General features: G+C 70.1%; 13 protein-coding genes. 12 read left to right on the top strand and 1 reads right to left on the bottom strand.

Annotated elements, in window-relative coordinates; all coding sequences use genetic code 11:
• The first annotated feature begins 155 nt into the window (after positions 1-155).
• The 5 genes from ACIPSE_RS35135 (at position 156) to rpsD (ending at position 5,366) form a co-directional block, all read left to right on the top strand.
• Positions 156-866, top strand: coding sequence for an MBL fold metallo-hydrolase (locus tag ACIPSE_RS35135; RefSeq protein WP_401670884.1), 711 nt, complete (start codon positions 156-158; stop codon positions 864-866).
• An 11-nt stretch (positions 867-877) separates the two neighbouring features.
• On the top strand, positions 878-2,140 hold the full coding sequence (gene hisS, locus ACIPSE_RS35130; protein ID WP_401670881.1) for a histidine--tRNA ligase: 1,263 nt from the start codon (positions 878-880) through the stop codon (positions 2,138-2,140).
• Between the two features lie 266 nt (positions 2,141-2,406).
• The gene (locus ACIPSE_RS35125; RefSeq protein WP_401670878.1) at positions 2,407-3,057 is read left to right on the top strand and encodes a vitamin K epoxide reductase family protein; all 651 of its coding nucleotides are present in this window, start codon (positions 2,407-2,409) and stop codon (positions 3,055-3,057) included.
• A 44-nt stretch (positions 3,058-3,101) separates the two neighbouring features.
• Positions 3,102-4,457: a replication-associated recombination protein A gene (locus ACIPSE_RS35120; protein ID WP_401670875.1), complete on the top strand. Its 1,356-nt coding sequence runs from the start codon at positions 3,102-3,104 to the stop codon at positions 4,455-4,457.
• A gap of 294 nt (positions 4,458-4,751) precedes the next feature.
• Complete coding sequence (rpsD, locus tag ACIPSE_RS35115; protein WP_401670873.1) at positions 4,752-5,366, top strand: 30S ribosomal protein S4; 615 nt, start codon at positions 4,752-4,754, stop codon at positions 5,364-5,366.
• Between the two features lie 30 nt (positions 5,367-5,396).
• On the opposite strand, the gene ACIPSE_RS35110 is transcribed toward rpsD, so the two are convergent.
• Entirely contained in the window at positions 5,397-7,535 is a 2,139-nt protein-coding gene (locus tag ACIPSE_RS35110; RefSeq protein WP_401670871.1) for an ATP-binding protein, read from the bottom strand.
• A 156-nt stretch (positions 7,536-7,691) separates the two neighbouring features.
• Between ACIPSE_RS35110 and ACIPSE_RS35105 the strand changes: the two genes are divergently transcribed.
• The 7 genes from ACIPSE_RS35105 (at position 7,692) to ACIPSE_RS35075 (ending at position 14,645) form a co-directional block, all read left to right on the top strand.
• On the top strand, positions 7,692-8,126 hold the full coding sequence (locus ACIPSE_RS35105; protein WP_401670869.1) for a DUF948 domain-containing protein: 435 nt from the start codon (positions 7,692-7,694) through the stop codon (positions 8,124-8,126).
• A gap of 10 nt (positions 8,127-8,136) precedes the next feature.
• A complete protein-coding gene (locus ACIPSE_RS35100) occupies positions 8,137-8,499 on the top strand; it encodes a hypothetical protein (protein ID WP_401670867.1) in 363 nt (120 codons plus the stop codon).
• A complete protein-coding gene (gene alaS, locus ACIPSE_RS35095) occupies positions 8,499-11,171 on the top strand; it encodes an alanine--tRNA ligase (protein WP_401670864.1) in 2,673 nt (890 codons plus the stop codon). Before ACIPSE_RS35100 ends, alaS begins: the two co-directional genes overlap by 1 nt.
• A 2-nt stretch (positions 11,172-11,173) precedes the next feature.
• Positions 11,174-11,638, top strand: a complete 465-nt coding sequence (ruvX, locus tag ACIPSE_RS35090) for a Holliday junction resolvase RuvX (protein WP_401671306.1) — start codon at positions 11,174-11,176, stop codon at positions 11,636-11,638.
• A gap of 116 nt (positions 11,639-11,754) precedes the next feature.
• Positions 11,755-13,458, top strand: a complete 1,704-nt coding sequence (gene mltG, locus ACIPSE_RS35085; protein ID WP_401670862.1) for an endolytic transglycosylase MltG — start codon at positions 11,755-11,757, stop codon at positions 13,456-13,458.
• Positions 13,458-14,297: a shikimate dehydrogenase gene (locus ACIPSE_RS35080; RefSeq protein ID WP_401670859.1), complete on the top strand. Its 840-nt coding sequence runs from the start codon at positions 13,458-13,460 to the stop codon at positions 14,295-14,297. The genes mltG and ACIPSE_RS35080 overlap by 1 nt, the downstream gene beginning before the upstream one ends.
• Before the next feature lie 69 nt (positions 14,298-14,366).
• Positions 14,367-14,645, top strand: coding sequence for a hypothetical protein (locus tag ACIPSE_RS35075; RefSeq protein WP_401670857.1), 279 nt, complete (start codon positions 14,367-14,369; stop codon positions 14,643-14,645).
• The last annotated feature ends 44 nt before the right edge of the window (positions 14,646-14,689 follow it).

Raw genomic sequence — 14,689 nt, 5'->3', positions numbered from 1 at the left:
GTCTTGTGAGCCGACCGCCTGCGTGTGCCCCGTACCGTATATGGGTTCGCTGAGGAAACGGCAGCGCCGGTAGGCTCTGACCACAGGCGCAGCCGTTTTTTAAGCCCGCCTTCAGTCCGCAGAGTCCGCACTTATCGACACAACGAAGGACGATCGTGCTCATTGCCGGGTTCCCCGCCGGGGCTTGGGGGACGAACTGTTATCTCGTCGCCCCCGCCGCCGGTGAGGAGTGCGTGATCATCGACCCGGGCCATCAGGCCGCCGAGGGAGTCGAAGAGGCGCTGAAGAAGCATCGGCTCAAGCCCGTCGCCGTCGTCCTCACCCATGGCCACATCGACCATGTGGCCTCGGTCGTCCCGGTGTGCGGCGCGCACGACGTCCCCGCGTGGATCCACCCCGAGGACCGCTACATGATGGCCGACCCGGAGAAGGCCCTCGGCCGCTCCATCGGGATGCCGCTCATGGGCGAACTGACTGTGGGGGAGCCCGACGACGTACGGGAACTGAGCGACGGATCGCGGCTGGAGCTGGCGGGCCTGGAGTTCTCCGTCGCGCACGCGCCGGGCCATACCAAGGGGTCGGTGACCTTCGGGATGCCCGAGACGACGGAGATCCCCCCGGTCTTCTTCTCGGGCGACCTGCTCTTCGCCGGCTCCATCGGACGCACCGACCTGCCCGGCGGTGACATGGCCGAGATGCTCGACTCGCTGGCCCGCGTGTGCCTGCCGCTCGACGACTCGACCGTGGTCCTGTCCGGCCACGGCCCCCAGACGACCATCGGCCAGGAGCGCGCCACCAACCCGTATCTGCGGCAGGTGGCGGCCGGCCCGGGAGCTGACGTGGACGCTCCCCGACGAGGAATGTGACGAGACCTTCCGTGAGCACCTTCAAGGCCCCCAAGGGCACGTACGACCTGATCCCCCCGGACAGCGCCAAGTACCTGGCGGTGCGCGAGGCGATCGCCGCCCCGCTGCGCAACTCCGGCTACGGCTACATCGAGACGCCCGGCTTCGAGAACGTCGAGCTGTTCGCGCGCGGTGTCGGTGAGTCCACCGACATCGTCACCAAGGAGATGTACGCCTTCGAGACCAAGGGCGGCGACCGGCTCGCCCTGCGCCCCGAGGGCACCGCCTCCGTGCTGCGCGCCGCGCTGGAGGCCAACCTTCACAAGCTCGGCAACCTCCCCGTCAAGCTCTGGTACTCCGGCTCGTACTACCGCTACGAGCGCCCCCAGAAGGGCCGTTACCGCCACTTCTCCCAGGTCGGCGCGGAGGCCATCGGCGCGGAGGACCCGGCGCTCGACGCCGAGCTGATCATCCTGGCCGACCAGGCGTACCGCTCGCTGGGCCTGCGCGACTTCCGCATCCTGCTCAACAGCCTGGGCGACAAGGAGTGCCGTCCGGTCTACCGCGAGGCCCTCCAGACCTTCCTGCGCGGCCTGGACCTCGACGAGGAGACCCTGCGGCGCGCGGACATCAACCCCCTGCGCGTCCTCGACGACAAGCGCCCCGACGTCCAGAAGCAGCTCGGCGACGCCCCGCTGCTGCGCGACTACCTCTGCGACGCCTGCAAGGCGTACCACGAGGAGGTCCGCGAGCTGATCACCGCCGCGGGTGTGGCCTTCGAGGACGACCCCAAGCTGGTGCGCGGCCTGGACTACTACACGCGGACGACCTTCGAGTTCGTCCACGACGGTCTGGGCTCCCAGTCCGCGGTGGGCGGCGGCGGTCGCTACGACGGGCTGTCCGAGATGATCGGCGGTCCCGCGCTGCCCTCCGTGGGCTGGGCGCTCGGTGTGGACCGTACGGTGCTCGCCCTGGAGGCGGAGGGCGTCGAGCTCGAACTGCCCTCCACGACCAGCGTGTTCGCCGTGCCGCTCGGCGAGGAGGCCCGGCGGGTCCTTTTCGCCAAGGTCACCGAGCTGCGCAAGCTCGGGGTCGCCGCGGACTTCTCCTACGGGGCGAAGGGGCTCAAGGGCGCGATGAAGAACGCCAACCGCAGCGGGGCCCGGTACACCGTCGTCGCCGGTGAGCGGGATCTCGCCGAGGGGGTCGTGCAGCTCAAGGACATGGAGTCCGGCGAGCAGACCGCGATCGGCGTGAACGAGATCGTGGCCGAACTGGAGTCGAGGCTCGGCTGAGTCCCCCGCCTCCCCGGCCCTGAACGGGCCTTCCCCGCGAACGCCGGACGGGCTGCGAACAGCCCGTCCGGCGTCGTGCGTCAACCCGGTGGGCGCCGATTCGCCCCCGAGTGTCGTCCTGCCCGTGCCTCTCGGCCGGAACCCGCCGTTCAGGGGGGTCCGGCCGGCCTTCCTTATGTCCAGCGAACGGTGGACAGTGGGGTGTGTGCGGCACAATGGCCCGTGCCCGAAGAAGGTCCAACTCTCAAGCAGACGGAATCGGCGTGATGAGCAAGACCACAGTCAAAGACGTCTCCACCGAGCCGGAGCGCCCCGCCGCCGAACCGCGCAAGGAGGGAGGCAGCCGCGCCTTCGCCCTGCTGCTGGTGATCACCGGTGCCGCGGGCCTGCTCGCCGCGTGGGTCATCACGATCGACAAGTTCAAACTGCTCGAGGCCAAGGTCGCGGGAACCACCTTCACCCCCGGGTGCAGCCTGAACCCCATCGTCTCCTGCGGCAGCGTCATGGAGTCGAAGCAGGCCGCCGCCTTCGGGTTCCCCAACCCGATGCTCGGCCTCGTCGCCTACGGCATCGTGATCTGCGTCGGCATGAGCCTGCTGGCCAGGGCCCGCTTCCCACGCTGGTACTGGCTCACCTTCAACGCCGGAACCCTGTTCGGCGTGGGCTTCTGCACCTGGCTCCAGTTCCAGTCCCTGTACCGGATCAACGCGCTGTGCCTGTGGTGCTCCCTGGCCTGGGTCGCGACGATCATCATGTTCTGGTACGTGACCTCGTTCAACGTGCGCAACGGCTTCCTGCCCGCGCCGAAGTGGCTCAAGGGCTTCTTCGGGGAGTTCACCTGGGTCATGCCCGTCCTGCACATCGGGATCATCGGCATGCTGATCCTGACCCGCTGGTGGGACTTCTGGCTCAGCTGACAGCGCCGCCCGCGATGTCAGTGCGGTGATTTAGGGTTCTTGACGTGGAGCCCGACCTGTTCACCGCCGCCGCCGAAGAACGCCAGGAGAAGGACCCCGCCGGGAGCCCCCTGGCGGTGCGGATGCGCCCCCGCGTCCTCGACGAGGTCGTGGGGCAGCAGCATCTGCTGAAGCCCGGCTCGCCCCTGCGCCGCCTCGTCGGCGAGGGCGCGGGCGGCCCCGCGGGGGCCTCCTCCGTGATCCTCTGGGGCCCGCCCGGCACCGGCAAGACCACCCTCGCCTATGTCGTCTCGAAGGCGACCGACAAGCGGTTCGTCGAGCTGTCGGCGATCACCGCGGGCGTCAAGGAGGTCCGCGCGGTCATCGACGGCGCCCGCCGCGCGGCCGGCGGGTACGGCAAGGAGACCGTCCTCTTCCTCGACGAGATCCACCGCTTCAGCAAGGCCCAGCAGGATTCCCTCCTCCCGGCCGTCGAGAACCGCTGGGTGACCCTCATCGCGGCGACCACCGAGAACCCGTACTTCTCGGTGATCTCCCCGCTGCTGTCCCGGTCCCTGCTCCTGACCCTCGAACCCCTCACCGACGACGACCTGCGCGGCCTGCTGCGCCGGGCCGTCACCGACGAGCGCGGACTCAAGGACGCCGTCACCCTCCCCGAGGACACCGAGGACCACCTCCTGCGCCTCGCGGGAGGCGACGCCCGCCGCGCGCTGACCGCCCTGGAGGCCGCCGCCGGAGCCGCCCTCGACCAAGGCGAGAGCGCTGTCAGCCTCCAGACCCTGGAGCAGACCGTCGACCGCGCCGCCGTGAAGTACGACCGCGACGGCGACCAGCACTACGACGTGGCCAGCGCCCTCATCAAGTCCATCCGGGGCTCCGACGTCGACGCGGCCCTGCACTACCTGGCCCGCATGATCGAGGCCGGCGAGGACCCCCGCTTCATCGCCCGGCGCCTGATGATCTCCGCCAGCGAGGACATCGGCCTCGCCGACCCGAACGCCCTGCCCATCGCGGTCGCCGCCGCCCAGGCCGTCGCCATGATCGGCTTCCCCGAGGCCGCCCTCACCCTCAGCCACGCCACCATCGCCCTCGCCCTCGCCCCCAAGTCCAACGCCGCGACCACCGCGATCGGCGCCGCCCTGGACGACGTGCGCAAGGGCATGGCCGGGTCCGTGCCGCCGCATCTGCGGGACGGGCACTACAAGGGCGCGGCCAAGCTCGGGCACTCCCAGGGGTACGTGTACCCGCACGATCTGCCCGAGGGCATCGCCGAGCAGCGGTACGCCCCGGAGGAACTCAAGGACCGCGAGTACTACGAGCCGACCCGGCACGGAGCGGAGGCGCGGTACGCGGACGCGGTGGAGTGGACGCGCAAGCACCTCGGTCGCAGGCGGTCCTGAGCAGCCTGTAGAATCCCTCGGAGCGCTGTGTCCCGTGCAGTCAGAACGGGACGATCAGCCGGAACCCCCAGTGGGTTCCAGGAGCGTCGCGCACCGTTCGAATGGTGTCGCGGGCAGCCCACCACCACTCACCGCACGGTGAGAACGGTCGGTGGGCCACTCGCGTGCTGCACGTAGTGCCCAGACCAGGGAGCGGCTGCCCACCAGGCCCGGCAACGGACCCGGAGGGTTTCCCCGGCTGCGGATGCGACCTCCCTCAACCCTGACGAGCCGAACACTGAGAAATGAGAGATTGTGGCGAACCAGTCCCGCCCCAAGGTCAAGAAGTCGCGTGCCCTCGGCATCGCGCTGACCCCGAAGGCCGTCAAGTACTTCGAGGCCCGTCCCTACCCGCCGGGTGAGCACGGCCGTGGCCGCAAGCAGAACTCGGACTACAAGGTCCGTCTGCTGGAGAAGCAGCGTCTGCGCGCGCAGTACGACATCTCCGAGCGTCAGCTGGTCCGTGCCTACGAGCGTGCCTCCAAGGTGCAGGGCAAGACCGGTGAGGCCCTGATCGTCGAGCTCGAGCGCCGTCTCGACGCCCTGGTCCTGCGTTCGGGCATCGCCCGCACCATCTACCAGGCCCGTCAGATGGTCGTGCACGGCCACATCGAGGTCAACGGTCAGAAGACCGACAAGCCCTCGTTCCGTGTCCGTCCCGACGACGTCGTGATGGTTCGTGAGCGCAGCCGCGAGAAGACCCTCTTCTCCATCTCCCGTGAGGGCGGCTTCGCCCCCGACGGCGAGACCCCGCGCTACCTCCAGGTGAACCTCAAGGCCCTGGCGTTCCGCCTGGACCGTGAGCCGAACCGCAAGGAGATCCCGGTGATCTGCGACGAGCAGCTCGTCGTCGAGTACTACGCCCGCTGATCACCAGCCGGACGTAGTACGGGCACCGCCTCAGCCCGCCGTCTCCCCGCCCTTCCGGGTGGGCGAGGCGGCGGGTTCGCGCATTCCCGCGGGCTCCCGCGCGGGCCGGACCGCACCGCGCTGCGCGGGCAGCGCCCGTGGGACCCGCCCCAGCGCCCGTGCCACCGCCGCCTCCCGGTCCAGCCGCGCCCCCGCGCGCACGCACTCCTCGTACCGGGCGTCGCCCAGCCGCTCACGGGCCGTCGCCTCGCACCGCTCGTGCGGGGCGTTGTAGAAGGCCGAGCCGAACAGCGGCAGACCCACCGAGGGCCACATCGCGGCGGCGGCGCCCTGGAGCACCGCGGCCTCGACGGGATCGTCCTGCGCCATCGTGACCAGGGCCAGCAGCTCGATCGACAGGACCGAGCCGAGCAGGTCGTTGAAGGCGTGCGCGGCCCCCAGGCAGTCGGTCAGCAGGTCCCGCGCACCGCCCGGATCGCCCTCGCTCCAGGCCGCGTACGCCAGCACGTACAGCGCGTACGACCTGGTCCAGCGCTCCCCGTGGTCCTCGCAGACCCGGCGCACGTCGTCGCAGAGCTTCACCGCCTCCGACAGGTCGCCCTGGAACGCCCGGGCCATCGCCAGCTCGACCTGGCCCATCAGCACGTTGCTGTTGAGCTCGCCGATCTCCTGGTAGCGCTCGAGGGCCGAGCGCAGCAGGGCCTCGGCGCGCGGCATGTCGTCCGTGACCAGGGCCAGACAGCCGGTGCGGTGCTCGGCGTAGGCGACGGCCGTCGGGTTCGCCGAGCGCTCCGCCTCCTCACGGCACTCCTGGAGCGCGGCGAGCGCCGGCACCGGATCGCCCTGGAGGATCGCCACATAGCCGAGCACCCACAGGGCCTTGAGCCGGGACAGCTCGTGCCCGGAATCCAGCCGCACCGCCTGCTCCAGCCAGTGCCGCCCCTCCGACAGCCGCCCGCAGCCCGCCCAGTAGAACCAGAGCGAACCGGCGAGGTACTGGCCCAGATGGGCCTCCTCGGGATCGGCCAGACAGTGGTCCAGCGCGCACCGCAGATTCGGCAGCTCCGCCTCCACCCGGGCCGCGACCTCGCTCTGCCGGGGCGAGAACCAGTCCAGCTCGCACCAGGTCGCGAGGCCCAGGTACCAGTCCCGGTGCCGCCGCCTGAGCCGGTCCGCGTCCCCGGTCCCCTCCAGCCAGTCCGCGCCGTACGCGCGCACTGTGTCGAGCATCCGGTAGCGCGCTCCCGCCGGGCTCTCCTCCCGCCCGACCACCGACTGCGCGACCAGCTCGGCGAGCACGTCGACGACGTCCTCCTCGGGCAGACCGTTGCCGCTGCACACGTATTCGGCGGCCTCCAGGTCGAAGGGCCCGGCGAACACCGTCAGCCGCGACCACAGCAGCCGCTCCCCGGGCGTGCACAGCTCATGGCTCCAGCCGATGGCCGTGCGCAGCGTGCGGTGCCGCGCCGGGGCGCACCGCGCGGCGCCTGCCAGCAGCCGGAAGCGGTCCTCGAACCGGTCCAGCAGCTGGGCGGGGGACAGCGCCCTCAGCCGCCCCGCCGCCAGCTCGACGGCGAGCGGGATGCCGTCCAGCCGGCCGCACAGCTCCCGTACGTCGGGGTCCTCGGCCAGGACGGTCACGCCCTGCTGCGCGGCGCGGTCCACGAACAGCTCCACGGCCTCCGGCGCGCCGAGCGGCGCCAGCGGGAACACCCGTTCCCCGGCGACGGCCAGCGGTCTGCGGCCCACGGCGAGCACCCTGAGCCCGGGGAGCCGGCGCAGCAGGTCGTCCACCAGCTCGGCGCACACCTCGACGAGATGCTCGAACCCGTCCAGCACCAGCAGGAGTTCACGCCCGGGCTCGGCGAGACGCGCGAGCAGGGCCTCGCGGGGCGGGCGGGCGGTGTGGTCGGTCAGGCCCAGGGCCTCCACCACCGCGTGGTCGACGAACTCCGGGTCCCGCACCGACGCCAGCTCCACCAGGCACGCGCGGTGCGGCCGGGCCGCGCGGGTCGCGAGCCGTGACTTGCCGATGCCGCCCGCGCCGGTCACCGTCACCAGCCGGGCGCTGTCCAGGAGCCGGGACAGTCCGGCGAGTTCGGCCGAGCGGCCCACGAACGCGTCCAGTTCGAGAGGCAGATTGCCGTCGCTGAGCCGATCATCCCGCATAGGACACGGAGCGTACTGAAGTGTGTTCACTCCGTACAATCGCTTCCCGTAACTCGCCAGCGCGCGGACGGTAATCCGGTGCGGCTGTCCAGCGCGGGCGCGATAGGCTCAGACCTCATTGTTGATTTCGCGGGAACAGCGGGAAGCAGGTGCGCGGTGTCCGGTGGCGAGGTTGCCGGAATCCTCGTGGCCGTCTTCTGGGCGATCCTGGTCTCCTTCCTCGCCGTCGCGCTGGCGAGGCTGGCCCAGACGCTGAAGGCGACCACCAAACTCGTGGCGGACGTGACCGATCAGGCGGTCCCGCTGCTCGCCGACGCGTCCTCGGCGGTGCGCTCCGCGCAGACCCAGATCGACCGGGTCGACGCGATCGCCTCCGACGTCCAGGAAGTCACCTCCAACGCCTCCGCGCTGTCCACCACCGTCGCCTCCACCTTCGGCGGCCCCCTGGTCAAGGTCGCGGCCTTCGGCTACGGCGTCCGCAGGGCGATCGCGGGCCGTAAGGACGACGTGCCCGCCAAGGAGCCCCGGCGTACCGTGATCGTGGGCCGCACGGTTCCGGCGAGCCGCCGCAGCCGGTGGAAGAAGGGCTGAGAACCAAGCGATGTTCCGCCGTACCTTCTGGTTCAGCACGGGTGTCGCCGCCGGTGTGTGGGCCACCACCAAGGTCAACCGCAAGCTGAAGCAGCTCACTCCCGAGCACCTCGCCGTCGCCGCCACCAACAAGGCGATCGAGACGGGCCACCGGCTCAAGGACCGCGCGGTCGGCTTCGCGCTCGACGTGCGCGACAACATGGCCCGCCGCGAGGAGGAGCTGGGGGAGGCGCTCGGCATCAACGCCGACCCCGAACTCCCCGCGCCCCGACGGCTGGCCGCCATCGAGAACCGCACCACCCCCAAGAAGGCCAAGTACGTCGACACGACGACGTACCCGACACACCCGTACAACCGGAATGAGGACCACTGATGGAGTCGGCCGAGATTCGCCGCCGCTGGCTGAGCTTCTACGAGGAGCGCGGTCACACCGTCGTCCCTTCGGCGTCGCTCATCGCGGACGACCCGACTCTGCTCCTGGTCCCCGCCGGCATGGTCCCCTTCAAGCCGTACTTCCTCGGTGAGGTCAAGCCGCCGTGGGCGCGCGCGACCAGCGTGCAGAAGTGCGTGCGCACGCCCGACATCGAAGAGGTCGGCAAGACCACCCGGCACGGCACGTTCTTCCAGATGTGCGGCAACTTCTCCTTCGGCGACTACTTCAAGGAAGGCGCCATCAAGTACGCCTGGGAGCTGCTCACCAGCCCCCAGGACAAGGGTGGTTACGGCCTGGAGCCGGAGAAGCTCTGGATCACCGTCTACAAGGACGACGACGAGGCCGAGCGCATCTGGCACGAGGTCGTCGGTGTGCCCAAGGAGCGCATCCAGCGCCTGGGCATGAAGGACAACTACTGGTCCATGGGCGTCCCCGGACCCTGTGGCCCCTGTTCCGAGATCAACTACGACCGCGGCCCCGAGTTCGGCGTCGAGGGCGGCCCCGCCGTCAACGACGAGCGGTACGTGGAGATCTGGAACCTCGTCTTCATGCAGTACGAGCGCGGCGAGGGCATCGGCAAGGACAACTTCGAGATCCTCGGCGAGCTGCCCAGCAAGAACATCGACACGGGCCTCGGCCTGGAGCGTCTCGCGATGATTCTGCAGGGCGTGCAGAACATGTACGAGATCGACACCTCCATGGCCGTCATCGAGAAGGCCACCGAGCTGACCGGTGTCGCGTACGGCGACGCCCACGCCTCGGACGTCTCCCTGCGCGTGGTCACCGACCACATGCGCACCTCGGTGATGCTCATCGGCGACGGCGTCACCCCCGGCAACGAGGGCCGCGGCTACGTCCTGCGCCGCATCATGCGCCGCGCCATCCGCAACATGCGTCTGCTCGGCGCCACGGGTCCGGTCGTCCTCGACCTGATCGACACCGTGATCGCGATGATGGGCCAGCAGTACCCGGAGCTGGTCACCGACCGCGAGCGCATCGAGAAGGTCGCCGTCGCCGAGGAGAACGCCTTCCTCAAGGCCCTCAAGGGCGGCACGAACATCCTCGACACCGCCGTCACCGAGACCAAGGCCGCCGGCGGCACGGTCCTCGCCGGCGACAAGGCGTTCCTGCTCCACGACACCTGGGGCTTCCCGATCGACCTCACCCTGGAGATGGCCGCCGAACAGGGCCTCTCCGTGGACGAGGACGGCTTCCGCCGCCTGATGAAGGAGCAGCGGGAGCGCGCCAAGGCCGACGCCCAGGCCAAGAAGACCGGCCACGCGGGCGCCGGCGCCTACCGCGAGATCGCGGACAAGACCGGCGAGACCGAGTTCATCGGCTACGGCGACACCGAGGGCGAGTCCACGATCGTCGGCATCCTCGTCGACGGCGCCTCCTCCCCGGCGGCCACCGAGGGCGACGAGGTCGAGATCGTCCTCGACCGTACCCCGTTCTACGCCGAGGGCGGCGGCCAGATCGGCGACACCGGCCGGATCAGGGTCGACACCGGTGCCGTCATCGAGATCCGCGACTGCCAGAAGCCGGTGCCCGGTGTGTACGTCCACAAGGGCGTCGTCCAGGTCGGCGAGGTGACCGTCGGCGCCAAGGCCCAGGCCTCCATCGACGTCGTGCGCCGCAAGGCCATCGCCCGCGCCCACTCGGCCACCCACCTCACCCACCAGGCGCTGCGCGACGCGCTCGGCCCGACGGCCGCCCAGGCCGGTTCCGAGAACCAGCCCGGCCGCTTCCGCTTCGACTTCGGTTCCCCCTCCGCCGTCCCGACGGCCGTGATGACCGACGTCGAGCAGAAGATCAACGAGGTCCTCGCCCGTGACCTGGACGTCCGCGCCGAGATCCTGAGCCTCGACGAGGCCAAGAAGCAGGGCGCCATCGCCGAGTTCGGCGAGAAGTACGGCGAGCGGGTCCGTGTCGTCACCATCGGCGACTTCTCCAAGGAGCTGTGCGGCGGCACCCACGTGCACAACACCGCCCAGCTGGGCCTGGTCAAGCTGCTCGGCGAGTCGTCGATCGGTTCCGGTGTGCGCCGGATCGAGGCCCTCGTCGGTGTCGACGCGTACAGCTTCCTCGCCCGCGAGCACACGGTCGTCGCCCAGCTCCAGGAGCTGATCAAGGGCCGTCCGGAGGAGCTGCCGGAGAAGGTCTCCGTGATGCTCGGCAAGCTGAAGGACGCCGAGAAGGAGATCGAGAAGTTCCGCGCGGAGAAGGTCCTCCAGGCCGCCGCCGGTCTCGCCGAGTCCGCCAAGGACGTCCGGGGCGTCGCCCTGGTCACCGGCCAGGTCCCGGACGGCACGACCGCCGACGACCTGCGCAAGCTGGTGCTCGACGTGCGCGGTCGCATCCAGGGCGGCCGGGCCGCCGTGGTGGCCCTGTTCACGGTGGCGAACGGCAAGCCCCTCACCGTCATCGCCACCAACGAGGCCGCCCGCGAGCGCGGTCTCAAGGCCGGTGACCTGGTCCGCACGGCCGCCAAGACCCTCGGCGGCGGCGGTGGCGGCAAGCCGGACGTCGCCCAGGGCGGCGGCCAGAACCCGGCCGCGATCGGCGAGGCCGTCGACGCCGTCGAGCGACTGGTCACGGACACCGCCAAGTGACGATGCGCAGAGGACGTCGGCTCGCCGTCGACGTCGGGGACGCCCGGATCGGGGTCGCCTCGTGCGACCCCGACGGGATCCTCGCCACCCCGGTCGAGACGGTCCCGGGCCGGGACCTCCCGGCCGCCCACCGCCGGCTGAAGCAGTTGGTGGAGGAGTACGAACCGATCGAGGTCGTCGTCGGTCTCCCTCGCTCCCTCAAGGGGGGCGAGGGCCCGGCCGCGGTGAAGGTCAGGGGCTTCGCGGGGGAGCTGGCCCGGGGCATCGCACCGGTCCCGGTACGCCTGGTGGACGAGCGGATGACCACGGTCACGGCCAGCCAGGGACTGCGGGCCTCCGGGGTGAAATCCAAGAAGGGCCGGTCGGTCATCGACCAGGCAGCCGCTGTGATCATCCTTCAGCAGGCGCTCGAATCCGAACGGGTGTCAGGTAAAGCTCCCGGAGAGAGCGTCGAAGTGGTCATCTGATCGCGATACGGTAACGTTCCGCGCGACTGCAACGCTGTTCGAACAGGTGCTGCACAGAAAGAGGCGGACGGTAGCCGAGCAGCCCGCGACCGCCGCCTCGCGGCTCTAGGGGATCGATGACTGAGTATGGCCGGGGCGAAGGCTCCGAACCGTGGCATCCGCAGGACCCTTATTACGGGGACGGCGGATGGGAAGGGCAGCAGGGCCACGCCGGCCAGCAGCAAGCTGCCTACGGCGGCCAGCCGCAGCACTATCCGCAGCAGCCGCAGCAGCAGGAGTACGGCGACTGGACCAACGGCGGCCACCCTCAGCAGCAGGCCGCGTACGGCCAGACGCAGCAGCAGTACGACCAGTACCAGCAGCAGTACGACCCGCAGCAGTACGCGCCCCAGCAGCCGTACGATCAGCAGCAGTACGACAACAACAACGCCTGGGGTACGGGCGCCCATACCCATGTCCAGTACACGGACCCCACCGACCCGTACGGTCAGCAGGCCGCCGCGTACGGAGCCGGTGAGCAGCCCGACTACTACGGCACCCCCGACGCCTACCCGCCCCCGGAGCCGCCCGGCCGCCGCCGTGCCGAGCCCGCGCCCGAGCCGGCGCAGACGGACTGGGATCCCGGACCCGACCAGGGCGAACACGCCTTCTTCGCGGGCGGCGGGGACGACGAGGACGAGGTCGACGACGACCAGGGCGGACGCGGGGACCGCCGGGGCCGGGGCGGCAAGAAACCGAAGAAACGCCGCAGCGGCTGCGCCTGCCTCGGCGTGCTGATGGTGTTCGGCGGAATCGGTGCAGGGATCACGTACTTCGGCTACCAGTTCTACCAGGATCGTTTCGTCTCGGCGCCGGACTACGCGGGCGAGGGCGCGAGCACGACCGTGTCCGTGACCATCCCCAAGGGCGCCAACGGCGCGGAGATGGGACGGCTGCTGAAGGAAGCGGGCGTCGTCAAGAGCGTCGACGCGTTCGTGTCCGCGTTCACGCAGAACAACGACGCGGGCAGCATCCAGGCCGGTGCGTACCTCCTGAACAAGGAGATGTCCGCCAAGAGCGCCGTCGAGCTGATGCTCGACCCCAAGAGCCAGAACAACCTGATCATCACCGAGGGCGAGCGCAACACCTCGGTCTACGCCAAGATCGACAAGCGTCTGGACCTGGACAAGGGCTCCACGGCGAAGGTCGCCAAGGCGAAGTACAAGGAGTTCGGGCTGCCCGACTGGGCGGAGAACAACTCCGAGGTGAAGGACCCGCTCGAAGGGTTCCTCTACCCCTCCAGCTACGCCGCCAGCAAGGGCCAGAAGCCGGAGACCATCCTCAAGGAGATGGTCTCCCGGGCCAATGAGAAGTACGAGGAACTCGGCCTGGAGAAGAAGGCGGAGAGCCTCGGCCTCGACGGCCCCTGGCAGCTCCTCACCGTGGCGAGCATGGTGCAGGCCGAGGGCGTCAGCCACGACGACTTCCGCAAGATGGCCGAGGTGGTCTACAACCGCCTCAAGCCCGGCAACCCCGAGACCTACGGCTCCCTGGAGTTCGACTCCACCTACAACTACATCAAGAACCAGAGCAAGATCGACCTGAGCATCTCCGAGCTGCGGCAGTACAACAACCCGTACAACACGTACTACGTCAAGGGCCTGACCCCCGGGCCCATCGACAACCCCGGCGAGGACGCGCTCAAGGGCGCGCTCAACCCGACCGACCAGGGCTGGTACTACTTCATCTCGCTCGACGGCAGGACCACCAAGTTCACGAAGACGCTCGCCGAGCACGAGAAGCTGGTCGAACAGTTCAACGAGTCAAGGAAAAACAACTGATGACAGGTCGGGCCACCGACGCCCGCCGGGCCGCCGTGCTCGGTGCGCCCATCGCCCACTCCCTCTCACCGGTGCTGCACCGCGCCGCGTACGACGAACTCGGGCTCATGGACTGGTCGTACGACCGGTTCGAGACGGACGAGGCCGCGCTGCCCGGGTTCTTCGGGGAGCTGGGGCCCGAGTGGGCCGGGCTGTCGCTGACCATGCCGCTCAAGCGCGCGGTCATACCGCTGCTCGACGAGATCAGCGAGACGGCCCGCTCGGTGGAGGCCGTGAACACGGTCGTGTTCACCGAGGACGGGCGTCGCGTCGGCGACAACACCGACATCCCCGGGATCGTCGCCGCCCTGCGCGAGCACGGCATCCAGCAGGTGGAGTCCGCGGCGATCCTCGGCGCCGGCGCCACCGCGTCCTCCGCGCTCGCCGCGCTCTCCCGGGTCTGCTCGGGCGAGGTCGTCGTCTACGTCCGCAGCGCGGCCCGCGCCGCCGAGATGCGGGAGTGGGGCGACCGGCTCGACGTCGAGGTGCGCACCGAGGACTGGGCGGACGCGGGCGACGCGCTGCGGATGCCCCTGGTCGTCGCCACCACCCCGGCCGGTACGACGGACGCGCTGGCCACCGCCGTGCCGGAACGGCCCGCGACCCTCTTCGACGTGCTGTACGAGCCCTGGCCGACCGAGCTGGCGGCCCGCTGGTCCATGTTCGGCGGCGCCGTCGTCAGCGGCCTTGACCTGCTCGTGCACCAGGCCGTGCTCCAGGTCGAGCAGATGACGGGCATCACGCCCGCGCCCCTGGACGCCATGCGAAAAGCAGGGGAACAGGCGCTCGCCGCCCGCTAGGATCACCGCGTTCCGGCTGAGCGAACTCGGCCGATCTCAGGGGTGGTTGAGGGGAATCCGGGGGGATTCATGTCCGCAGGTGTGTCACTCGCGTCCGGCAAGAGCGAGATATTCGAGGCCGTGCTCAAGTTCCTGCCCGACTGGGTGCAGATCACGGTGCTCGGGCTCGTCGTCCTCGCCGTCCTCGTGTCGTGGGGACTCAAGCTCAAGCGCAAGATCGAGTACCGGCGTGCCGTGCGCGCCGGCCGGCCCGTCCACGCGGCGGCCCAGTACGGGCAGGGGAGGGGCGCCGACTACCTCGGCTCCTACGCCGCCCCGCAGCAGCCCCGGGGCGGCGACCACGCCTGACCCTTTCCGGTGAGGGCCGTCCGTCTGGTGGACCGGCGGCCGGA

Origin of the sequence: Streptomyces sp. NPDC090106 (assembly GCF_044747265.1) — a bacterium.
In the GTDB taxonomy this organism is placed as follows: domain Bacteria; phylum Actinomycetota; class Actinomycetes; order Streptomycetales; family Streptomycetaceae; genus Streptomyces.
The sequence above is the reverse complement of the archived record's forward strand: the minus strand, read 5'-3'. Positions and strand labels throughout refer to the sequence as shown.

Excerpts from the sequence above, each read along its gene's own strand:
- ACIPSE_RS35125 (WP_401670878.1), top strand. The coding sequence starts at position 2,407 with ATGAGCAAGACCACAGTCAAAGACGTCTCCACCGAGCCGGAGCGCCCC.
- ACIPSE_RS35110 (WP_401670871.1), bottom strand. The coding sequence starts at position 7,535 with ATGCGGGATGATCGGCTCAGCGACGGCAATCTGCCTCTCGAACTGGAC.
- ACIPSE_RS35100 (WP_401670867.1), top strand. The coding sequence starts at position 8,137 with ATGTTCCGCCGTACCTTCTGGTTCAGCACGGGTGTCGCCGCCGGTGTG.
- alaS (WP_401670864.1), top strand. The coding sequence starts at position 8,499 with ATGGAGTCGGCCGAGATTCGCCGCCGCTGGCTGAGCTTCTACGAGGAG.
- ruvX (WP_401671306.1), top strand. The coding sequence starts at position 11,174 with ATGCGCAGAGGACGTCGGCTCGCCGTCGACGTCGGGGACGCCCGGATC.
- mltG (WP_401670862.1), top strand. The coding sequence starts at position 11,755 with ATGACTGAGTATGGCCGGGGCGAAGGCTCCGAACCGTGGCATCCGCAG.
- ACIPSE_RS35080 (WP_401670859.1), top strand. The coding sequence starts at position 13,458 with ATGACAGGTCGGGCCACCGACGCCCGCCGGGCCGCCGTGCTCGGTGCG.
- ACIPSE_RS35075 (WP_401670857.1), top strand. The coding sequence starts at position 14,367 with ATGTCCGCAGGTGTGTCACTCGCGTCCGGCAAGAGCGAGATATTCGAG.